At 72.7% G+C, this 20,751-nt stretch carries 15 protein-coding genes and 1 pseudogene; 8 read left to right on the top strand and 8 right to left on the bottom strand.

Going from position 1 to position 20,751, the window contains the following annotated elements:
- Nucleotides 1–181: 181 nt before the first annotated feature.
- On the bottom strand, nt 182–2,236 hold the full coding sequence (locus tag ACWF9Z_RS05060; protein ID WP_453597567.1) for a thioredoxin domain-containing protein: 2,055 nt from the start codon (nt 2,234–2,236) through the stop codon (nt 182–184).
- A 157-nt stretch (nt 2,237–2,393) separates the two neighbouring features.
- Between ACWF9Z_RS05060 and ACWF9Z_RS05065 the strand changes: the two are divergent.
- Together ACWF9Z_RS05065 and ACWF9Z_RS05070 are read left to right on the top strand one after the other, a co-directional pair.
- Nucleotides 2,394–2,836: pseudogene (locus tag ACWF9Z_RS05065) on the top strand (Uma2 family endonuclease).
- A gap of 148 nt (nt 2,837–2,984) precedes the next feature.
- Nucleotides 2,985–6,290, top strand: coding sequence for a tetratricopeptide repeat protein (locus ACWF9Z_RS05070; RefSeq protein ID WP_453597569.1), 3,306 nt, complete (start codon nt 2,985–2,987; stop codon nt 6,288–6,290).
- Nucleotides 6,291–6,380: 90 nt separating this feature from the next.
- On the opposite strand, the gene ACWF9Z_RS05075 is transcribed toward ACWF9Z_RS05070, so the two are convergent.
- Complete coding sequence (locus ACWF9Z_RS05075) at nt 6,381–6,605, bottom strand: hypothetical protein (RefSeq protein WP_453597571.1); 225 nt, start codon at nt 6,603–6,605, stop codon at nt 6,381–6,383.
- Between the two features lie 2 nt (nt 6,606–6,607).
- Nucleotides 6,608–7,489, bottom strand: coding sequence for a mycothiol conjugate amidase Mca (gene mca / locus ACWF9Z_RS05080; RefSeq protein WP_453597573.1), 882 nt, complete (start codon nt 7,487–7,489; stop codon nt 6,608–6,610).
- A 124-nt stretch (nt 7,490–7,613) separates the two neighbouring features.
- Here mca and ACWF9Z_RS05085 point away from each other — a divergent pair, with 124 nt between their 5' ends.
- Nucleotides 7,614–8,027: a DUF4307 domain-containing protein gene (locus ACWF9Z_RS05085; RefSeq protein WP_453597575.1), complete on the top strand. Its 414-nt coding sequence runs from the start codon at nt 7,614–7,616 to the stop codon at nt 8,025–8,027.
- A 215-nt stretch (nt 8,028–8,242) separates the two neighbouring features.
- On the top strand, nt 8,243–8,740 hold the full coding sequence (gene greA, locus ACWF9Z_RS05090) for a transcription elongation factor GreA (RefSeq protein WP_453597577.1): 498 nt from the start codon (nt 8,243–8,245) through the stop codon (nt 8,738–8,740).
- Nucleotides 8,741–8,930: 190 nt separating this feature from the next.
- Here greA and ACWF9Z_RS05095 read toward each other — a convergent pair whose 3' ends face one another.
- The 3 genes from ACWF9Z_RS05095 to ilvA all read right to left on the bottom strand — a co-directional run bounded on the left by ACWF9Z_RS05095 (nt 8,931) and on the right by ilvA (nt 12,213).
- Nucleotides 8,931–9,788: an ABC transporter permease gene (locus tag ACWF9Z_RS05095; RefSeq protein WP_453597579.1), complete on the bottom strand. Its 858-nt coding sequence runs from the start codon at nt 9,786–9,788 to the stop codon at nt 8,931–8,933.
- Nucleotides 9,785–10,807 carry an ATP-binding cassette domain-containing protein gene (locus tag ACWF9Z_RS05100; RefSeq protein ID WP_453597581.1) on the bottom strand — a complete coding sequence of 341 codons (1,023 nt, stop codon included), beginning with the start codon at nt 10,805–10,807 and terminating at the stop codon, nt 9,785–9,787. Before ACWF9Z_RS05100 ends, ACWF9Z_RS05095 begins: the two co-directional genes overlap by 4 nt.
- Nucleotides 10,808–10,980: 173 nt before the next feature.
- Complete coding sequence (gene ilvA, locus ACWF9Z_RS05105) at nt 10,981–12,213, bottom strand: threonine ammonia-lyase (protein WP_453597583.1); 1,233 nt, start codon at nt 12,211–12,213, stop codon at nt 10,981–10,983.
- Nucleotides 12,214–12,424: 211 nt separating this feature from the next.
- On the opposite strand from ilvA, the gene ACWF9Z_RS05110 reads away from it, so the two are divergent.
- From ACWF9Z_RS05110 to ACWF9Z_RS05120, 3 genes are all read left to right on the top strand, one after another.
- Nucleotides 12,425–12,970 (top strand): MarR family winged helix-turn-helix transcriptional regulator, encoded by a 546-nt coding sequence (locus ACWF9Z_RS05110; RefSeq protein WP_453597585.1) that lies wholly within the window; start codon nt 12,425–12,427, stop codon nt 12,968–12,970.
- An 87-nt stretch (nt 12,971–13,057) separates the two neighbouring features.
- Complete coding sequence (locus ACWF9Z_RS05115; protein WP_453597587.1) at nt 13,058–13,546, top strand: sigma factor-like helix-turn-helix DNA-binding protein; 489 nt, start codon at nt 13,058–13,060, stop codon at nt 13,544–13,546.
- Nucleotides 13,543–13,794 carry a hypothetical protein gene (locus ACWF9Z_RS05120; protein ID WP_453597589.1) on the top strand — a complete coding sequence of 84 codons (252 nt, stop codon included), beginning with the start codon at nt 13,543–13,545 and terminating at the stop codon, nt 13,792–13,794. Before ACWF9Z_RS05115 ends, ACWF9Z_RS05120 begins: the two co-directional genes overlap by 4 nt.
- A 130-nt stretch (nt 13,795–13,924) precedes the next feature.
- Here the strand turns inward: ACWF9Z_RS05120 and ACWF9Z_RS05125 are convergent, their stop codons facing one another.
- Complete coding sequence (locus ACWF9Z_RS05125; RefSeq protein WP_453597591.1) at nt 13,925–15,082, bottom strand: cystathionine gamma-synthase; 1,158 nt, start codon at nt 15,080–15,082, stop codon at nt 13,925–13,927.
- Between the two features lie 103 nt (nt 15,083–15,185).
- Between ACWF9Z_RS05125 and ACWF9Z_RS05130 the strand changes: the two genes are divergently transcribed.
- Entirely contained in the window at nt 15,186–16,292 is a 1,107-nt protein-coding gene (locus ACWF9Z_RS05130; RefSeq protein ID WP_453597593.1) for a hypothetical protein, read from the top strand.
- A gap of 93 nt (nt 16,293–16,385) precedes the next feature.
- On the opposite strand, the gene ACWF9Z_RS05135 is transcribed toward ACWF9Z_RS05130, so the two are convergent.
- A complete protein-coding gene (locus tag ACWF9Z_RS05135; protein ID WP_453597595.1) occupies nt 16,386–20,696 on the bottom strand; it encodes a LamG-like jellyroll fold domain-containing protein in 4,311 nt (1,436 codons plus the stop codon).
- Between the last annotated feature and the right edge of the window lie 55 nt (nt 20,697–20,751).

Below are 20,751 nucleotides of genomic sequence, written 5' to 3' on the forward strand. Positions count from 1 at the left end.
CAGACCCCCCCCCCCTCCCCCCGCGCGGCGCGCGGCCCCCTCCGCCCCCCCCCCCGCCCCCGCCCCCCCCCCCCCCGCCGCGGGGGGGGGCGCGCGCGCCCCCCCCGCCCCCCCCCCCCGACGCTCAGGGGCGGCCGCGACGCTCAGGGGCGGCCGTGACGCTCAGGGGCGGCCGTGACGCTCAGGGGCGGACCGCCCCCAGCTGCTCCGCCAGGTCGGCCGGATCCGACGTCGGCCGCGCACAGACGAAGTGCCGGCACACGTACGCCGACGGAACGCCGCCCACCAGGGTCCGGTCGGCCAGCAGCGGGAACTCCCCGCCGGTGCCGTCCGCCGCCCTCGGCAGGCCCGTCGCCACGACCGCCCCGGGGGCCGTCCCCAGCAGGGCGACCCGGTGCAGCGCCGCCCGCGCCGGATCCTCCGGATGCCCGACGACCGCCACCTCGCGCGGACCGTCGACGAGCGCCTCGGCGACCGCCAGCCCGTGCCCGATGAAGCGCGGAGCGCGCGGACCGAGCGCGTGCACCACGGCGAGCGCCCGCTCGGCCGCCGTGCGGTGGGGCTCCGAACCGGTGTGCGCGGCGTACGAGAGCAGCGCGCCGGCGGCCGCCGTCCACCCGGAGGGCGCGGCGGTGTCGGTCGGGTCCTGGGGCCTGCGGATGAGCTGCTCCGCGTCGTGCGCGGTGTCGTACAGCGATCCGTCCTCGGCGGTGAACCGGGCCATGACCAGATCGACGAGGAATCCGGCGAACTCCAGCCAGACCCCTTCCCCGGTGACGGCGGCCAGGGTCAGGAACCCCTCCGCGACGTCCCCGTAGTCCTCCAGCACCCCGGCGTGGGGTCCGGCCTTCCCGTCCCGGCTGGTGCGCGCGAGCCGGGCCCGCCCGTCCAGGTGCACGCGCACGAGCAGATCGGCGGCCTCGGTGGCCCGCTCGATCAGGTCCGGCCGGTCGAAGTAGGCCCCGCACTCGGCGAGGGCGGCGATGGCCAGCCCGTTCCAGGCGGCGACGACCTTGTCGTCCCGGCCGGGCGCGGGCCGCCCGCCGCGGGCGGCGAGCAGCGCGGCCTTGATGTCCGCGACCTGCCGCGCGTCGAGGCCGGGTCCGCCCGGGGGCAGTTGGAGCACGGACTTCCCGTGCTCGAAGGTCCCCTCCTCGGTCACCCCGAACAAGGCGGCGGCGAGCTCCCCGTCCCGCTCCCCCAGCACCTGCCGGAGCTCCTGCGGGGTCCAGACGTAGTGGGCGCCCTCGACGTGCTCGCCAGTGACCGGGTCCTCGCTGTCGGCGTCGAGCGCGGAGGCGAAGCCGCCCTCGCCGGTGCGCAGCTCACGGACCATGAAGTCGGCGGTCTCGACGGCCACCCGCCGCGCGAGCTCCGATCCGGTGGCCCGCCACAGGTGCGCGTACACGCGGCAGAGCAGCGCGTTGTCGTACAACATCTTCTCGAAGTGCGGTACGACCCACTCCCGGTCCACGGAGTAGCGCGCGAACCCGCCCCCGATCTGGTCGTAGATCCCGCCCCGGGCCATGGCCTCGCAGGTGTCGGCGGCCATCTGCAGGGCCCCCTCCGAACCGGTGCGGGCATGGTGACGCAGCAGGAACTCCAGCACCATGGACGGCGGGAACTTCGGCGCCCCGCCGAATCCGCCCCGGCTCTCGTCGAAGTCCCGCGTCAGCCCGAGCAGGGCCTGCGCGAGCTCCTCGGGCCCGGGCGTGCCGGCCTTCCCGTAGTCCAACTGGCGTCCCGCGAGGTCCCCCACGATCCGCCGCGCGACCTCGGCGACCTCCTCGGGCCGCCCGACCCACGCGGTCCGCACGCCCTCCAGCACCTGCGTGAAGGAGGGCATGCCGTGCCGGGGCTCGGGCGGGAAGTAGGTCCCGAAGTAGAAGGGCTCCCCCTCGGCCGTCATGAAAACGGACATGGGCCAGCCACCTTGCCCCGTCGCCGCCTGGACCGCCTCCATGTAGACGGCGTCGACGTCCGGCCGCTCCTCGCGGTCCACCTTGATGTTCACGAAGTGCTCGTTCATGTACGCGGCGGTCAGCTCGTCTTCGAAAGATTCGTGAGCCATCACATGACACCAGTGGCACGAGCTGTAGCCGACGCTCAGGAACACGGGCACTCCGCGCCGCCGGGCTTCTTCGAACGCCTCGGCCTCCCAGGGCCGCCAGTCGACGGGGTTGTCCGCGTGCTGGAGGAGGTACGGGGACGTGGCCTGCGCAAGTCGGTTGGACATCCCCCCATCCTTGCGCACCCGCCTTCACCCCGCCCAGGCGCCACGGGACAGCGCGCGGGTGTGTCCGGGTGCCCGCGGGCACCCGGCGCGGTTCGCGAGGGCGCCCCTGTACCCGTCGGGAGCCGGTGGCCCACCCGCCGGCCCCAGTGGCCTGGCCTTGTGCTGGGAACTCACTTCTCCGTGGTGGTGTCCGTCTTCGACAGCCAGCCGAGCTCCATACGACTCCTGGTCCGAGGAGCAGTGCGCCGGCATCGAGATCGTGGACGGGATGGTCGTCGTGAGCCCGAGCGCCTCCACACGGCACGACCGGCTGGCGCGGCTCCTGGCCTCACGCCCACCCGCCCCGAGCGCGTGCTCCTGGTCGTCGAGGTCGTGCCGCCCGGTTCGGAGACCACTGACCGGATCGTGAAGGTGGACCAGCACGCCAAGGCCGGCATTCCCTTTTACTGGCGTGTCGAGCATGCCGCCACCGGCATCCCGATCGTCTGCACGTACGTCCTCGACCCCGCCACCAAGGCGTACAGGGACGGTGAGGTGTTCACCGGCACGGTGAAGGCCGCCGCGCCCTTCTCCCTCACCGTAGATCTCGGGGTCGTGTGAGGACGGAGGGGTTCTCGCTGTCGGCATCCGCGGGCCGTTCGTGACCGTTCGCGCTCCAACTCCCTCTGAACTAGCTCAGATTCCTCGCGCTCCCGACCGTCCCGACGGACACTTGGGCACGGTGCCGGAGCTCTCTGAGGGGATGCCGATGCGTGACAGTCATCGCGGTGAGGCCGAACGGCTGCTGGGACGGGCCGTGGACGACGAGGCCCGGCGGGGCGCCGGTGGCGCGGCCGGGACTCCCGAGGCCAAGGCGGCACTGCTCGCGCGCGGCAGGGAGGCGCTGGACTCGCTCGCGGCGAGCGCGGCCGAGGAGTACGGGGCCTACGCGCGCGCCCTGGACGAGGCGGCGGCCGGTGACGAATCGCTCGGCGAGGCCTTCCGGCGCGCGAACCTCTCGACGGCCCTGCTGGTGACGGCGGTCGCGGCGGCTTCGGCCATCGGCGCCGACCTGGCCTTCGGCGTGGCGGCCGGCACCGCGCTGACCGCCGGCGCCGTGGTCGGCGTGGCCGGGGCGACGGCGACCGTGGCCAAGGTGACGGCCCTGCACCTGCCGGCCGCGAACCGGCGGGCCGGGGAGCTGGGGCGGCCCGGCGGGGCGGAGCAGTTGAAGCTCCAGTGGCTGTCGGCGCTGGAAGTGCGCGGGGTCCGGCCGTTCCTGGAGCAGCAGCGCAAGGTGGCCGTCGCCGCCCGCTCCGCGCAGAAGGTGAACGGGAACGCGAACGGCGGGCGGCCCCAGCTGATCGGGGCGAACCGCAGCGCCGAGGCGCGCCGGCGGAGCATGCTGGAGCAGTCCTTCGGGCAACTTCCGTTGCTGGACGAGGTGTTCGTGGGGCGCAAGGCGGAGCTGGAGCGGATCGCGCAGTGGGTGCGCAGCGCCCGGGCGAGTACCGAGACCCGTCCGGTGGTCGTGGTGCTGCACGGTGAGCCCGGGGTGGGCCGCACCACGCTGGCGCTGCGCGCGGCGCACGCGCTGCGGGACCAGTTCCGGGGCGCCTGCGTGGTGGACCTGCGCGGCGGTGGTGCCACCGAGAGCCCGCTGCCGACGCGGGAGGCGCTGCTGCACCTGATGAACCGGCTGGGTGCGCCGCGCGAGCAGCTGCTGTTCCGGGAGGGCTCCTCGGCCGATCAGCAGGTGCGCAGGCTGGGCGAGTTGTACCACCTGCACTTGCAGGGCACGCCCGTGACGGTGGTCCTGGACGATGCCGTGGACGCCGCCCAGGTGCGGATGCTGGTGCCCGAGCGCTCCGAGAGCCTGGTCCTGGTCACGGCGCGGGAGCCGCTGGACCTGCCGCCGGATCTGGCGGCCTGGGTGTACCAGCTGCCGGTGGGCCGGCTCGCGCCGGAAGCGGCCGCCGAGCTGATGGAGACGGTGGCCGCCGCGCACGAGGCCCCGTCCGGCGGGCAGCCCGTACGGGAGCTGCTCCCGCTCGGCGCCGGCCTGCCGATCGCGCTGCGCGTCCTGGCGCCCCTCGGGAACGCGCGGGACTCCCTGGCCGCGCGGGACGCCCTGGACGCCCCCGGGGACCCGCTGAAGGTCCCCGCGCACGCGCCGGACACCGCCGGGGACGCGTCGGACGCTCCCGGGGGCTCGCTGGAGGCCGCCCTCGATCTGGCTTACGCGACCCTGCCCGAGGAGCGGCGCCGGCTGCTGCGCCGGCTCACGCTGGCCGGGCGGGCCTCGCTCGGCGCGGCGGCCGCGGCGGCGTTGATCGACGCCGACCAGGTGGAGGCCGGGCGGCTGCTGCGGGAGCTGGCGCGCGGGGGGCTGCTGGACCACGTGCGCGCCGACCGGTTCCGGATGCACGACGCGGTGCGCGCGTACGCGGCCGCGCGCCTCGCGCGGGACGAGGACCGGGCCGGGGCCGCGGCGGCGCACGAGCGGCTCATCCGGACGTACGCGCAGCTCGCCGACTCGGTGATCCGGATGGTCGACGGGAAGATGTCCACGCGCGCGAACGCCCTGTCCAGGACGAGCACGGTCGGCGGGCACGGCTTCGTCTCCCTCGACGCGGCGCTGCGCTGGCTGGACGACGAGTCGAGCTTCATCACGGCGGCGCTGCGGCACACCGAGGGCGTGGACCAGCAGGCGGTCCTCGACCTGCTGGGCGCACTCTGCGACTTCTGCCTGCTGCGCGGCGACCTGTACCGGCTCGGCGAGATCAACGAGCTCACACAGGCGGTCGACCAGGGGCTGCTGGTCCGCTCGGTGCAGTGGCGTACGGGCATCGCGGCCCGTCAGCTCGGTGAGCTGGACAAGGCCCGCACCACGCTGACCTCGGTGGTGGACCAGTACATGGAGGCGCACCAGGAGGCGGGCGCGGGCATGGCACTGGTCTCTCTCGGCATCACCCTGCACCACCAGGGCAACCTCACCGAGGCCGCGGCCCGCATCCGCGAGGCGCTCGTGCTCCAGGCCCCGGAGGAGCTGGCGGGCGACCGCGCGTGGGGCCTGCACGCGCTCGCCGCGGTCGAGCGCGACCGCACGCACCTCGCGGAGGCGCTGCGGCTGCTGCGCGAGTCCCTCGCGCTGCACCGGGAGAGCGAGAGCGTGCACGGCGAGGCCTGGGCGCACCTCCAGCTCGGGCAGGTGTTCCTGCGCCTGGGCGAGGTGGTGCGCGCGGAGGCGGAGCTGCGCCTGGCCCTGGAGCTGTACGGGCGCACGCGCGACGACCGGGGTGAGGCGTGGGCGCTGACGCAGCTGGGCCGGGCGCGGGTGGTCGCGGGAGACCCGGGGCCGGCCCTGGAGCGGCTGCGCGACGCGCTGGCGCGCCACCGGGCGTCCGAGGACGCCCGCGGCGAGGCGTGGACGCTGTACTACCTCGGTCAGGCCCTGGAGGAGGCCGGGGAGCGGGACCGGGCGGTGCGGGAGCTGGAGCGGGCCCGCACGATGTTCTCCCGGATGCGGGACGTGTACGGGCTGGCCCATGCCCGCCACCACTCGGGCCGGGTGACGCGCGACCAGCGGGCGGCGCAGACCGGGAACCTGCGGAACTCCGGCTTCGCCCGCCAGCTGCTGGTCGATGCCCGGGCGGACTTCCGGCGCATCGGTCTGGCCCACGGGGAGGCGTGGACCTGCGTGGAGCTCGCCGTCATCGACGCGGGCAACGCGCGCACCGCGCAGGCCCTGGACCTGTGCGAGGAGGCGGTGCGGCTGTTCATCTCCTACGGGGACCGGCGCGGCGAGGACTGGGCGCGTTTCCTGCGCTGCACGCTCCTGCCCTACGCCCTTCCCGCCGCACCCGACGAGGCGCGCACGGAACTGGCCCGGCTGTCCGCCGCCCCCCACCCGATGCGGGACGGCCGGCTCGAGGACTGCCTGGACACCTACGCCGTGGTCCTCGCCCGGGGTGTGGACCCCTCGGAGGGCTGGCAGGGCTGGCGGCTGTCGCTGGTGCCGAATCTGCACGCGCGGGAAATCATGGGCATCCCGGTGCCGCTGCCCGAGGCGTAGCGCGCACGTCAGCGCCGGCGCCACCGCGCAGGCGGAAGTCCGCCGCCCCGCCGTTCGACGGGGGGGCGGCGGTCGCGCGAAGGGCCGTGCCTACGGAGCCTTGGCCCCGTCCGTGGCGGCCGGGACGGGCTCGGGGGCTTCCTTGAAGTCGACGCGGCCCATGTGCCGGCTCATGGACTTCATCAGGCCCCACACCCCGAGGGCGAGGGCGGCGAACACGATGAAGCCCAGGAGTCCCGGGGTCACCTTGTTCTTGTCGAAGGTGTCGCCGGCCAGCGGAAGGAGCTGGGCGATTGCTGCCTGCGTAGCGCTCATAGCTACGCATTCTCCCGGATGCCCGCGAAGAGGTCGGACTCGGGGAGGGAAGTGTCCACGAGGGACTTCGCGAGCTCGTACTCCTCGGTCGGCCAGACCTCCTTCTGGATCTCCATGGGCACGGTGAACCAGCCGCCGTCCGGGTCGATCTGCGTGGCGTGCGCGATGAGCGCCTTGTCGCGGATCTCGAAGAAGTCGGCGCAGGGCACGTGCGTGGTGAGGGTCCGCTCGGCGCGCTGGAACTCCTTCCACCGCTCCAGCCACTCCCCGTACGGGGAGTCCAGGCCGCGCGAGAGCAGCGCCTCGTGGAGGGCGACGGTGCGCGGCTTGTTGAAGCCCTGGTTGTAGTAGAGCTTCTGCGGCTGGTAGGCCGGACCGAACTCGGCCTCCGGGTACTTCTCCGTGTCGGCCGCGTGCTCGAAGGCCACCATCGAGATCTTGTGGGTCATGATGTGGTCGGGGTGCGGGTAGCCGCCGTTCTCGTCGTACGTGGTGACGACCTGCGGCCGGAAGGCGCGGATCTTCTTCACCAGGACGCCGGCGGCCTCGTCGAGGTCGGCCAGGGCGAAGCAGCCGTCGGGCAGCGGCGGCAGCGGGTCGCCCTCGGGCAGTCCGGAGTCGACGTATCCCAGCCACTCCTGGTCGACGCCGAGGATCTCGCGGGCCTCGTCCATCTCCTTGGCCCGGACCTCGTGGATGTTCTCCTCGATGTACTTGTCGCCCTGGAGCTTGGGATTCAGGACGGAACCGCGCTCGCCTCCGGTGCAGGTCACCACCAGTACGGCCACCCCCTCGGACACGTACTTGGCCATGGTGGCCGCGCCCTTGCTCGACTCGTCGTCGGGGTGGGCGTGGACGGCCATCAGTCGAAGCTGCTCGGTCAAGACAGGATCCTCTTTGAGTCGTCAGGGCGGGCGCCTTCTATAGTGACCGAATCGGGGGGTGGAAAAATTCCGGGGGGTCGCCCCGGAACGCGACGGTGTCCACCCACCTCGAAGGGAACGAGCGATGAGCGCGGTGCGCGAAGGGCTGCCCGAGGGCCGCTACGGCCGGTCGGCGGACGAGCGTGCGGACCGCAGGCTCAAGATCGCGGGTTCGGTCCTGGGGATCGGGCTGCTCGGGGTGGTCGGCTGGATCGGCTGGGGCTACGTCGCCGGCCACAGCGTCAGCGCCGAGGTCATCAAGTTCAAGGTGGTCTCCGACACCGCGGTCGACGTGCACCTGGAGGTGCGCAAGGAGGCCTCGGTCACCGGGGTGTGCACGCTGAGCTCGCAGGACAAGGAGCACGGCGAGGTGGGCCGCGCCGACTTCACGTTCGCGCAGAAGGACAAGCGGGTGGACGAGGTCGTCACGCTGAAGACGACCGGCCGGGCCACCATGATCGAACTGATCGGCTGCCGCCCGGCCGGCTCCGCGAACTGAAACCGGACGGCCGGACGCACCGCGCGGGACGGGCAACACGCCGGGCCGCGGCGGAGTCACTCGTTCCGCGGAGTCCGGTTCCTCCGGCTTCGTCACCGGGCCCCGACGCACTTCACACGTCCTGTGTCCTCCCCCTTCTCCTCCCGAATTGTTAGGCTCGTGGTTTCGTCCGCCGCTGGCGGCTTTGTAGTCCCCTGTACCGACGAGGAGCACCCGTGACCCAGACGAGCGAGAGCGTCACCTGGCTGACCCAGGCGGCGTACGACCAGCTGAGGGCCGAGCTGGATTACCTCTCTGGTCCCGCACGCACGGAGATCACGATCAAGATCGCTGCCGCGCGCGAGGAAGGTGACCTCCGCGAGAACGGCGGTTACCACGCGGCCAAGGAGGAGCAGGGCAAGCAGGAGCTCCGCATCCGCCAGCTCACGCAGCTCCTGGAGAAGGCCAAGGTCGGCACGGCCCCCGCCGCGGAGGGCGAGGTGGCCCCCGGCACCCTCGTCAAGATCGCCTTCGACGGCGACGAGGACGACACCATGGAGTTCCTGCTGGCCTCGCGCGAGTACGCGTCCTCGGACTTCGAGACGTACTCCCCGCAGTCCCCGCTGGGCGCCGGCGTGATGGGCAAGAAGATCGGCGAGGACGCCCAGTACGAGCTGCCGAACGGCAAGCAGGCCTCGGTCAAGATCCTTGACGTCAAGCCCTTCACCGGCTGATCACCCCCTGCGTGGAATTCGCCCCGCCGGGCGTCAGCCCGGCGGGGCGACGTGCGTCCACGGGCGGGTACGGGGCCGGGCGGGTGCGGGGCGGACACGAGCCGCCCCGCACCCGCCCGAGCGCCCACGCGAACACCCGCGCGAGCCTTCGCCCGAGCACCCGCCCGAGCCGTCGCCGTACGCCCTCGCCCTACGCCGTCGCGGAGCGGTACTTGCGGACCGCCAGGGTGCGGAAGGCCACGATGATCAGCACCGACCAGAGGATCGACGCGGTGACCGGATGCTGCATCGGCCACGCCGCCGGGGTCGGGTAGCCCTCCGGGAGGTTGCCGAAGAGCTGCCGGGCCGCCTGGACGGTGGCGCTGAAGGGGTTCCACTCCGCGATGTGCCGCAGGAACGTCGGCATGTTGTCGGAGGGGACGAAGGCGTTCGAGATGAACGTCAGCGGGAAGAGCCAGATCAGCCCGCCCGAGGTGGCCGCCTCCGGGGTGCGCACCGACAGGCCGATCAGGGCCCCGATCCAGGAGAACGCGTACCCGAGCAGGAGCAGCAGGGCGAAGCCGCCGAGGACCTCGCCGGCGCTGGTGTGGGTGCGCCAGCCGACGAGCAGCGCCACGATCGCCAGGACCACGAGCGTGAGGGTGGTCTGGACGAGGTCGGCGAGGGTGCGGCCGGTCAGGACCGCCCCGCGGGCCATGGGCAGGGAGCGGAAGCGGTCGATGAGGCCCTTGTGCATGTCGTCCGCGATGCCGGCGCCCGCGCCGGCCGTGGCGAAGGTGACGGTCTGGGCGAAGATGCCCGCCATCAGGAACTCGCGGTAGGCGGCGGGCGAGGTGTTGCCGCCGACGGATATGGACCCGCCGAAGACGTAGCTGAACAGGACGACGAACATCACCGGCTGGATCACGCCGAAGACGATCATCTCGGGGATCCGGGACATGCGGATCAGGTTCCGCTTGGCGATGACCAGGGAGTCCTTGGCGCCCTGGACGAGCCCGCCGCGCGGGCGGGGTGCCAACCGGTTCGGGGTCGCTGAGGTGAGGGTCATGTGGCCGCCTCCTTACGGGCCTTGCGGCCGGCCTTGGTGTCGGCGGCGGGTGCCGCGTCGCCTTCCTCCGCGTCCGCGAGCTGCGCCGCGTGGCCGGTGAGGGAGATGAACACGTCGTCCAGGGTGGGGCGGCGCAGACCGATGTCGTCGATCTCGATGCCGCGCCCGTCCAGCTCCCGGATGACCTCGGCGAGCAGCTTGGCGCCGCCGGAGACCGGCACGGTCAGCTTGCGGGTGTGCTCCTCGACGGTGGCCTCGCCCTTGCCGAAGCCGGCGAGGACCTCACGGGCGTCCGCCATGTGGCCGCGTTCGTGCACGACCACCTCCACGCACTCGCCGCCCGTCCGGGCCTTGAGCTCGTCGGAGGTGCCCCGCGCGATGACCTTGCCCTGGTCGACCACGCAGATGTGGTGCGCGAGGTGGTCGGCCTCCTCCAGGTACTGCGTGGTGAGCAGCAGGGTGGTGCCGCCCGCGACGAGCTCCTGGATGATGCCCCACAAGGCCTGGCGGTTGCGGGGGTCGAGGCCGGTGGTGGGCTCGTCCATGAACATCACGGGCGGGCTGACGACCAGGGCCGCCGCGAGGTCGAGGCGCCGGCGCATGCCGCCGGAGTACGTCTTGGCCGTGCGGTCGGCGGCGTCGCCGAGGCCGAACCGCTCCAGGAGTTCGGCCGCGCGGGCCTTCGCGGCCTTGGCGCTCATCTGGTAGAGCCGGCCGACCATCTGGAGGTTCTCGCGGCCGGTCAGGTATTCGTCCACGGCGGCGAACTGGCCGGAGAGGCCGATCGAGCGGCGGACTTCGTTGGGGTGCTTGAGCACGTCGATGCCCGCGACGACGGCCTTGCCGCTGTCGGGCTGGAGGAGGGTGGTCAGAACGCGCACGGTCGTGGTCTTGCCCGCCCCGTTCGGGCCGAGCAGGCCCAGAACGGTGCCTTCGGGGACATCGAGGTCCACGCCGTCCAGAGCCCGTACCCCACCGAAGGTCTTGACCAGTCCTTCGGCGTAGATGGCGCCTGGCATAGGGATTCTCCCAGTGCGGATCGAGCCGGTCAGAATCGTTGTTCTTCCGCGCACATCCTAGGGTTGCCGGGCGGACACCCGGCCGGACGGGCGAACGATATCGCGTCATATCGTGTTCCGCCACGGTAGTGCGGGACGGCCTGGGATCCGGCCGGGCCGGCCGGGCCGCGGACCTAGCGCATGACCTTGTACCCCGCGCCGTGCAGCGCCCGCGCGACCTCCGCGCAGTGATCCTGCCCCTTCGTCTCCAGGTGCAGTTCCACCTCCACCTCCGTGAGCCCGAGCCGTGGATCGGTCCGTACGTGGCTCACGTCCAGCACGTTGGCGTCCACCGACGACAGCACTCCCAGCAGTCCGGCCAGCGCCCCCGGCCGGTCGGCGACGCGAAGCCGCAGCGACAGGTACCGGCCGGCCGCCGCCATGCCGTGGCGCAGGATCCGCTGCAAGAGCAGCGGATCGACGTTTCCGCCGGACAGGACCGCGACCACCGGGCCGTCGCCGTACCGTTCGGGCTCGCTGAGCAGCGCGGCCACCGAGCTGCACCCGGCCGGCTCGACCACCATCTTCGCCCGCTCCAGACAGAGCAGCAGGGCGCTGGAGAGCGCGTCCTCCGACACCGTCCGGACGTCGTCGAGCAGCTCGCCGATGATTTTGAAGGGGATGTCGCCGGGCCGCCCGACCTTGATGCCGTCGGCCATCGTGCTCGGGTCGTCGATCGACACCGGGTGCCCGACCCTCAGCGAGGGCGGGTACGAGGCCGCGCCCGCCGCCTGGACGCCGATCACCCGGACGTCCGGGCGCAGCGCCTTCACGGCGACGGCCACGCCCGCCGCGAGCCCTCCTCCGCCGACGCCGACCAGGATCGTGCGCACCTCCGGGCACTGCTCCAGGATCTCCAGGCCGACCGTGCCCTGGCCCGCGATGATGTCGCGGTGGTCGAAGGGGTGGATGAACACCGCCCCGGTGCGGTCCGCGTACTCCTGGGCGGCGGCGAGGGTCTCGTCCACCACGTGCCCGTGCATCCGCACCTCGGCGCCGTAGTCCTGGGTCGCGGCCACCTTCGGCAGCGGCGCCCCGACCGGCATGAACACCGTCGAGCGGACCCCGAGGAGCGAGGAGGCCAGGGCGACGCCCTGGGCGTGGTTGCCGGCACTGGCGGCCACGACCCCGGCGGCGCGCTGCTCGGGGCGCAGGCCGGCGATGCGCACGTACGCGCCGCGCAGCTTGAAGGAGCCGGTGCGCTGCAGGTTCTCGCACTTGAGGTGGACCGGGGAGCCGATGAGCGAGGAGAGGTACCTGCTGCCCTCCATCGCGGTCGTCCGGGAGACGCCGGAGAGCATCTTCTGGGCTCCCCTGACGTCGTCGAGGATGACCTGCGGAACGGGCTGCGGCACGCGGTAGTTCATGCGGTCAGTCTCGCAGCCGGTCCGCCGCGCGGCACGAGGAGTGCCGTGCGGACGACCGCCCGCGAGGGGCGGGATCCCGCCATCCGGGACGGCCCGAGCCCGGGGTTCCACATGGGCCGTATCAGTTCTCGTACGAGGCGTACGAGCCGCCGCACGGCCGCGTACTCTGTCCCCCATCCTTGTCGGCCCCACGTGAAGAGAGCCCACGGCCATGCCTTCCACCTCGGCCAGTTCCGACCTGCCCGCACCGGCCGAAGCGCCCGCGGAAGCCGGCCTCCTCGACGCACTCCAGCACCAGGTGGCGGTCTTCGCCCGGCGCGCCGAGCAGACCCGCCTGGGCGGGGTCGGCCAGGCCCGCAACTCCATGGACCGGGCGGCGTACCTGCTGCTGAACCGGCTCGATCTGGAAGGCCCGATGGGCGTCAAGGCGCTCGCCGGCGGCATGGGCATCGACTCCTCGACCGTCACCCGCCAGGTCGCGCCGCTCGTCGACAGCGGCCTGGTCAAGCGGACCTCGCACCCCGAGGACGGGCGGGCCGTGGTGCTCGCGCTGTCCCCGCGCGGGCTGGCGCGGCTGGAGGAGGTCCGCTCCTCGCGGCGCGAACTGATGGCCCGGGTGACGGACGGCTGGCAGGCGCAGGAGCGCGAGTCGTTCACCGCTCTGCTGACCCGCTTCAACGTGTCGCTGTCCGAGCTGATGTCGGCCGGGTCCGAGGCCGGGTCCGACCCGAGCGCCGCGGCCGGCCCCGCCTCCTGATCCCGGCTCATCCCGGCTGATCCCGGCCGATCCCGGTGCGACCGACCCCTTGACCGGGGTGGTCCCACCGGCCGCACTATGTGGTCCATGGACCACGGGCCGGGCCCTTACGCGGAGTTCGAGGCCTTCGTCGCCGGTGCGGCGGGGCGGCTCCTGCGCGTCGCGATCCTGCTCACGGCCGAGCCCGACACGGGAGCGGCCGGGGCGGCCGACGCCCCCGCCGCGCGCGGGCTCCTCGGGGGCGCGCTGGCCCGTACGTACGTGAACTGGCGCAGGCTGCGCGGGGACGACCCGTACGACCACACCCGCCAGGAGCTGTGCGCCGCCTTCGTCCGCACCGGCCGCCGCCACCACGGCGGCAGCGGGGTGCTCGCCCGGCTGGGTCCGCTGGAGCGCCTCGTGCTGGTCCTGCGGATCTACGAGGGGGTCGCGGAGGAGGTCACCGCGGCGCAACTGGGGCTGCCGCCCGAGCGGGTGAGGGCACTGTGCGGCCGGGCCGTGGCCCAGCTGCGGGACGCTCCCGCGTCCGGTGGGGCTCCGGCGGCTGCCGGGCCGGCTGCGGCGGATGCCGCATGAGCCGCCCGGAACCGAAGGAGGTGCAGGTCAGGCGACTCCTGGAGGGGCCGTACCCGACGGTGCCGACCGGGCTGGCGGCGGGCGCGGCCGCACGGGGGGACCGGGTGCTGCGGCGGCGCCGGGTGCTGCGCCGGATCGGCTGGACGGTGCTCTTCGCGGCCGCGGTGGCCTTCGTGGTCTGGGCCTCGCTGACCCACCCGTGGGTGACCCCGTCGAGCGAGACGTCCCCGCCGTGGCGGGACGGGTGACCCCCGGCGGCCGACGGGACCGCTGACCGGGCGCCGGCCGGGCCGGTCACCCGGGAAACGGGGAAGCCGGGAAGCCGGGAAGCGGGGAAGCGGGGAAGCGGGCGCCGGGAGCCGGCGCCCGCGCCTCGGCCTAGCCCAGCGCCTGGGTCAGGTCCGCGATCAGGTCGTCCGCGTTCTCGATGCCGACCGAGACGCGGATCAGGTCCGCCGGCACCTCGAGGGCCGAGCCGGCCACGGAGGCGTGGGTCATCCGGCCCGGGTGCTCGATGAGGGACTCGACGCCGCCCAGGGACTCGGCCAGCGTGAAGATCTTGGTGCGGGCGCAGAGCGCGACGGCCTCCTCCTCGCCGCCGGCGACCTGGAAGGAGACCATCCCGCCGAAGTTGCGCATCTGCTTGGCGGCGATCTCGTGGCCCGGGTGCTCGGGCAGGCCCGGGTAGAGCACCTTGGTGACCTTCGGGTGGCGCTGGAGCACCTCGACGATCTTGGCGGCGTTCTCCGCGTGCCGGTCCATGCGGACGGCCAGCGTCTTGATGCCGCGCAGCACGATCCAGGAGTCGAAGGGTCCGGCCACCGCGCCCATTGCGTTCTGGTGGTAGGCCAGCTCCTCGCCCAGCGCCTCGTCGGCGGTGACGAGCGCGCCGCCCACGACGTCGGAGTGCCCGCCCATGTACTTGGTCAGCGAGTGCACGACCACGTCCGCGCCGAGCGCGAGGGGCTGCTGGAGGTAGGGGGACGCGAAGGTGTTGTCCACGACCAGCTTGGCGCCGGCCGACCGCGCGATGCCCGCGACCATGGCGATGTCGGTGATGCCGAGGAGCGGGTTGGAGGGCGTCTCGACCCAGATGACCTTGGTCTTCGGGGTGAGGGCGGCCCGTACGGACTCCGCGTCGGAGGTGTCGGCCACCGACCATTCGACGCCCCAGCGGGAGACGACCTTGGCGAAGAGGCGGAAGGTGCCGCCGTAGGCGTCGTTCGGGATGACCACGTGGTCGCCCGGGGAGAGCAGCGTACGGAGCAGGCAGTCCTCGGCGGCGAGCCCGGACGCGAAGGCGAGGCCGCGCCGGCCGCCCTCCAGCGCCGCGAGGTTCTCCTCCAGGGCGGTGCGGGTCGGGTTGGCGCTGCGGCTGTACTCGTAGCCGCCGCGCAGTCCGCCGACCCCGTCCTGCTTGTACGTGGAGACCTGGTAGATCGGCGGTACGACCGCGCCGGTCTGCGGGTCCGCCGTATTGCCCGCGTGGATGGCACGGGTCTCGAAGCTCTGGTGCTCGTGGCTGTCGTCGCTCATGGCCCGATGCTAATGCCCGGCGGCCCCCGTCCTCCTCTCTCCCCCGTCGCGCTGACCCGCCCGTATTGGCGTTCGTACGGGTGGGTCTGGTTCGCTGGGGGGTATGGAGATTCTGTGGTTCCTGCTCGCGATGGGCCTGCTCTTGGCCGCCGTCGGACCGTACATTCGGCGCAAGCGCGGCGGCCTGCGCCTGGTGACGCCCGGCAGCCCCGACGCCGCCGACCCCGCGGACTACGGATTCGCCCTCCAGGAGGAGCTCGACATCCGGATCCCCGGCCCGGACCAGGACCTGATGGACGCCCTCGACCACGTGCGCCGCACCGGGCAGTGGCAGGCCGCGTCCCAGCTGCTGGCCGGTACCCCGAAGGAGGGCGAGGTGCGCTGGCAGCGGGTCCAGGCCTTCGCCGGTTCGGCGGCGCTGGAGCTCGCCCGGGAGCCCGGGCTGGGCGCGCAGTGGCTGAAGGCGTGGCGGCTGGAGGCACCCAAGGACGCGGGCGGCGCACAGGTGCACGCGGAGCTGCTGGCGCAGCAGATGGCGCGGCGCCCGGAGGGCATGGCCGACGGCGACCTCCGGATCATCGCGGAGGAGGCCCGGGAGTCCTGCCGCACGGCCGCGCTGCTGGCCCCCGGCGACCCGGTCCCGTACATCGTCGAGCTGGCCGTCGCGCGGGTGCTGCACTACCCGGAGGCCGAGTACGACGCCCTGTGGGCGAAGATCATCGACCGGGCGCCGCAGCACATGGGCGCGCACCTGGCCGCGCTGAACTACTGGTGCGCGAAGTGGCACGGTTCCCGGGAGAAGGCCGACGCCTTCACCCACTACGCGGCGGCGCGCGCCCCGCAGGGTTCGCTGCTCTCGTCGCTGCCCCTGTTCGCCCTGTACGAGCACCTCCCCGACGTGGTCCTGATCCGCAGCTTCCACCAGAGCGCCGCGGTGACGCGGGCGGTGGAGGGCGCGCTGTACGCGGTCCACGGCGCGCGTGCCGACGACCCGATGCTGGCTCACGTACGGCACCTGCTGCTGCTGTTCCTGGTCGGCGGCGAGCGGTGGGCGGAGGCGATGGACCAGGTCCGTCACGTCGACGGCTACGTCGGCGCCCTCCCCTGGTCGGCCGACCCGGACCCGGCGGCCTCGTACACGGTCTACCGCGCCCTGGCGGTGGCCGGCTACGAGGCGAACGGCGGCTCCCCGGCGACGCTGCCGCACTGACGGCGGCCCGCGGACACAACGCAACGGCCGCCCCTCCCGGAAGGGAGGGGCGGCCGTCGTCATGCCGTGGTGCTGTCGGGTGCTACGGGTGGGTCAGTTCGCCGCGTCCAGGGTGGGGATCGGAAGCGGCGCGGTGGCCAGGGCCGTGATGCTCCAGCGCTGGGCGGCGGAGCCGTTGCAGTCGAACAGCCACAGCTGGTGCCCCGGCGTGAGGTCGTAGTTGCCGAGGTCCATGCACCGGCCGGAGACCGGGTTGTAGATCGAGCCGTCGGCGCGGGGCACGAACGTCTGGGCCGGCGTCGGCGTACCGCCGCAGGTCCGCAGTTCGAGCAGCGTGGTGTTGCCCGTGCCCGCGTTGGTCGCGTTCACGCACTTGCCCTGGATCCGCAGGGAGCCGTCGGCGCGGACCGAGAAGTCCTGGGCGACGGTGCCGTTGCAGGCCGCGATCTGGATCTTGTTGCCGTCGTCGGGCCGGGCGTAGTCGTTGTCGGCGCAGGAGTTCGGAGCCTCGGAGAGCGAGATCCGGCCCACGGCCGACGGGGCGGTCGGCGCGGCCGCGTAGTTGTAGGCGGCGAAGTCGCTGACGCCGCCGTTCATGACGTCGGCGCCGGCGCCGCCGACCTTGTACCGGCCGAAGACGATCGGACCGCTGGGAGCGGGGCTGGTGGACGCCGGGTGGTAGCCGCTGCTGACGAGGACGCCGTTGGCGTAGAGGCTCATCATCCCGCTGCCGGCGTTGTAGACGGCGGTCAGGCGGGTCCAGGTGTCAGGGGTCCAGCGGGCCGCCTGGCTGCTGAAGGTGGTGAAGTCGAAGGGCCAGGCTCCGCCCTGCGCGTTGGCCATGGCGAAGTGCCACTGACCGGAGGCCTTGTCGGCCCAGATCATGAAGGAGCTGTTCTGGGTGCCGTCCTGGCTGACGACCATGCTGGTCGTGGGACCGCCCGGCGTCGAACCGGGCTTGGCCCAGAGGGAGACGGTGAAGCTCTTGCGGGTGTCGATCCCCGGGCCGGTGGTGGTGATGGTGGACCCGGCGCCGCCGAACGCCGCGTACTTGGTGCTACGGCCCTCGATGGTCTCGGTGGGGAAGGTGACCGCGCCCGCGGTGGTGCCGGGGTTCTTGTTGCCACCCGCGCTGGGAGTGCTGGTGCCCGTGACGGCGTTCAGCTTCCACTGGTAGGTGGGGGCGTTGAGGCTGCCCTGGAGGGTGAAGGCCGGGGCGATGCCGGTGACCGTCGGGTACGGGACCGAGGTGCCGTTCGGGGCGGTGCCGAGGCCCTTGAAGGAGACGAGCTGCTGGTCCTTGTCGACGGCCCAGAGGTCGGGGATCTTGTCGCCGTCGAGGTCGCCGTCGGAGCCGACGCGCGGGTAGACGCTCGGGTCGATCTTGCCGGTGATGAGGCCGAGGGCGGGGTTGGTGAAGCCGGTCAGGTCCGGGGCGTCAGCGGTGCCCTTGATGCTGAAGGCGTGGAGCGTGCCGCCGTCGGTCTTGTTGCGGGCCCACAGGGTGGGGAAGTTGGTGCCCTGGGCGCGGCCCGGGGTGAGGAGCTCGTAGGACTCCCACTTGGTGTCGTTGGCGGAGATCAGGATCGCCGGGGAGTCGAGCTGGTTGGTGGCGCCGGCGATGGCCAGCCACAGGCGCCCGTTCTCGATGAACAGGAGCGAGGTCTGGGGCAGGTTCACGTCGCCGCCGGGCTTGCTGTCTCCGCTGACGGAGCCGTAGGCGGCGATCTGGGTGACCTTGGACCAGTCGGTGCCGAAGCCGTAGTCGGCGCAGGTGATCGGCGTGAAGTCCGGGGTGGCGCAGGAGCCCGGCTTGGTCACGTTGATGGGTGCCTGGCCGTCGACGAGTCCGGTGCTGTTGTTGGTGAAGTTGTAGAGGTTGGGCTGGCCCGGATCGTGGGCGAGCAGGTCGTCGACGTTCTTGTTGCCGAGGCTGCCGCGGTGGGTGAGCTGGATGCCGTTCCAGCCGTTGCCGCTCACGCTGGAGCGGGCGAGGGCGACGGCGGAGGAGGCGGGGTCGCCGCCGCCGTTGATCTGGCGGATGTTGCCGGCGGAGTCGGCGAGGACGACGTCGGCCTTCTTGTCACCGTTGATGTCACCGAAGATCGGCGCGGGGCTGTTCGGGTTCGACGGCACGTAGAAGCTGTGCACGACGGGCTGGGACATGTTGCCCGCGTTGTCCTGCGTCTGCAGGTAGAGGTAGTTCGTGCCCCAGGCCCGCGGGGTGTACTTGACGGTCGCCTTGCCCGCGGTGAAGGTCTTGATGATCTGCGGGTCGGAGTCCGTGCAGTTCCAGTCGGAAGCCGCCTTGACCGGGTCCGTGGTCCAGCGGGCGCAGGCCAGGCCCGAGCTGCGGTTGGTGCCGGTGGCCGGGGCGTTGTCCGCACCCGAGAGCGTGAAGGTGCCCTCCTCGTCGACCCGCTTGGGGTGACCGCCGGTGGTGCCGGAGAGCGGGAAGTCGGTCGAGGCGACCGATGCGGACGGCGGGGTCCGGTCGACGCGGAAGAAGCACCAGCCGGTCTCGGCGCTGGTCAGCGTCCCGTCCGTGGTGCGCGCGGTCCAGCCGTACTGGTGGCCTTCGATGAGGGCGCCGGCGTCCACGACGACGTTGCCCGAGGAACCGTTCCAGCCGGTCTGGTGCCACACGGAGGCGCCGGCGGCGTCGTCGTCCCAGATCTGGAACGTCGTCTGGAGCTGGCGGCCGGTGGGCGACCAGGTGTCGGACGACAGGTAGACGTTGGAGTTGGCGCCCATCCAGCCCGGGTTGTCCCAGGCGTTGGCCACTCCGGGGGTGGTGCAGGCCGAGTAGGTGCCGGTGCCGGCGAAGCCCGGGGTGGGGCTGGTGCGGGGACTGCCGACGTGGGGCTGGAAGTCGTACGTGGTGACGATGTGGGGGGTGTTGTTGAACCGCTGCCGGTAGTACATGTTGCCTTCGTCGTCCGGCGCGAAAGCGAACGTGAAGGTCGACGCGCTGGTGGCGGCGTGGCTCTTCATCTGGGTGGTGACGTCGTACTGGATCTCACCGGTGCCCGAGATCCAATTGCCGCCGATCTTGGTGCAGCCGCCCATGAGCGAGTTCTTGTCGCAGGGCTGGTGGTTCCAGCTCGTGGGGCTGCTGATGCCGGTGGGGCTGTGGTAGAGGCCCATCGGGGTCGACGTGCTGGGGCTCGACGAGGAGACGATCGTGGCGTAGAGCCGCGCGTCGAGGACCTCGGAGCCGTGGATGGCGGAGTTGATCCCGATCTGGAAGTACGCGCGCTCGCGGCCCTTGCGGGTGCACGTGGAGTAGCCGCAGTAGCCCGTGGCCGGGGTGTTCTGGCCGTCGGAGGTCGAGTTGAACTCGTTGGTGTCCGGGTACGCCTCCTGGACCTGCGACCAGGCCTGGTTGCCGCTGTCGGCGGTCGGGTTGACGCCCGGGTCGATGTACCAGGGGCCGGTGCCCTGGCCGAGGAGGGAGGTGTCGGGGGTCAGCTCGATGCCGGTGGTGTCGGCCTTCACGGCGATCGGCTTGACGTTGGCGGTGTCGCCGGGGCCGTCGGGGGAGGAAGCGAGGACCTGGTCGGCGGCCGGGGAAGAGCTGTCCGCCGGTGCGGCCTGGGGGGCGGCGTTGGCGGCGGCGGACTTGCCGGCCTTCGGGTTCTGCGGGGCGGCGGGTGCTTCGGGGGTGGTCTTCTTGGTGGAGTCCCACATGAGGGAAGTGGGGCTGGTGAAGCGGGCCTTGCCCTGGGTGTCCTTGAAGGTGATGTTTCCGGCGGCGTCGGCGGAGGTGTTGATCCCCGGGGCGTCGATGTCGAGGCGGATCTTCTTCAGGGCCGGGTTGGCGGCTGCCTGGGCGGTGTGGACGATCAGGACCTGGCTCCAGCCGCCGAGCTGGGTGGCGGTCAGGCGCAGGTCGACGTCGGGCAGGACGTTCTTGTAGAGCGCGTCGTTGCCGTCGAGCGTGGGCTTGGGGAGCTTGAAGGGGGCCTTGACGGCCAGCTTCTTTCCATCGGCCGTGGTCATCGTCGCCATCGGGCCGGTGCCGCCGCCGGAGATGCTCAGGGCGGAGGGGACCACGGCCGGGGATATCGTCCCGTCGGCGTTGACCCGCAGCGTGGTGTCGATCGCCCGCCAGGCCCCGTCCTTCTGCTTCACCCGCTCGGGAGCCGAGGCGGCGTCGACGCTGAGGGTCCCGCCCGGGTTGGCGAACGTCTGCGAGCTACCGGTCGTCAGGTGGTCGATGACCACGCGCTTGCCCATGCTCTTCGCCTGGGCCAACGCGGCATCCACGGCCTTCTGCTGGGCCGTGGGCTCGGGCTTGGAGGTCGCGGCGGGCCAGTTGTGGTCGGCCGGCCCGTTCGACGCGAAGGCGTCCGGTGCGGTGATCAGGCCGGCCCCGAGGGACAGTACGGCTGCACCGACCACGGGAAGCATCCCGGCCGCGGATGCCCGCCGACGCCGGAGGGCCCCCGGTCTCGGG

The sequence above is a fragment of the Streptomyces sp. NPDC054961 genome, from assembly GCF_053609145.1.

What these genes read in the sequence shown, in the direction of transcription:
- ACWF9Z_RS05060 (WP_453597567.1), bottom strand. Translation starts at nt 2,236, where the DNA reads ATGTCCAACCGACTTGCGCAGGCCACGTCCCCGTACCTCCTCCAGCAC.
- ACWF9Z_RS05070 (WP_453597569.1), top strand. Translation starts at nt 2,985, where the DNA reads ATGCGTGACAGTCATCGCGGTGAGGCCGAACGGCTGCTGGGACGGGCC.
- ACWF9Z_RS05075 (WP_453597571.1), bottom strand. Translation starts at nt 6,605, where the DNA reads ATGAGCGCTACGCAGGCAGCAATCGCCCAGCTCCTTCCGCTGGCCGGC.
- ACWF9Z_RS05085 (WP_453597575.1), top strand. Translation starts at nt 7,614, where the DNA reads ATGAGCGCGGTGCGCGAAGGGCTGCCCGAGGGCCGCTACGGCCGGTCG.
- ACWF9Z_RS05095 (WP_453597579.1), bottom strand. Translation starts at nt 9,788, where the DNA reads ATGACCCTCACCTCAGCGACCCCGAACCGGTTGGCACCCCGCCCGCGC.
- ACWF9Z_RS05100 (WP_453597581.1), bottom strand. Translation starts at nt 10,807, where the DNA reads ATGCCAGGCGCCATCTACGCCGAAGGACTGGTCAAGACCTTCGGTGGG.
- ilvA (WP_453597583.1), bottom strand. Translation starts at nt 12,213, where the DNA reads ATGAACTACCGCGTGCCGCAGCCCGTTCCGCAGGTCATCCTCGACGAC.
- ACWF9Z_RS05110 (WP_453597585.1), top strand. Translation starts at nt 12,425, where the DNA reads ATGCCTTCCACCTCGGCCAGTTCCGACCTGCCCGCACCGGCCGAAGCG.
- ACWF9Z_RS05115 (WP_453597587.1), top strand. Translation starts at nt 13,058, where the DNA reads ATGGACCACGGGCCGGGCCCTTACGCGGAGTTCGAGGCCTTCGTCGCC.
- ACWF9Z_RS05120 (WP_453597589.1), top strand. Translation starts at nt 13,543, where the DNA reads ATGAGCCGCCCGGAACCGAAGGAGGTGCAGGTCAGGCGACTCCTGGAG.
- ACWF9Z_RS05125 (WP_453597591.1), bottom strand. Translation starts at nt 15,082, where the DNA reads ATGAGCGACGACAGCCACGAGCACCAGAGCTTCGAGACCCGTGCCATC.
- ACWF9Z_RS05130 (WP_453597593.1), top strand. Translation starts at nt 15,186, where the DNA reads ATGGAGATTCTGTGGTTCCTGCTCGCGATGGGCCTGCTCTTGGCCGCC.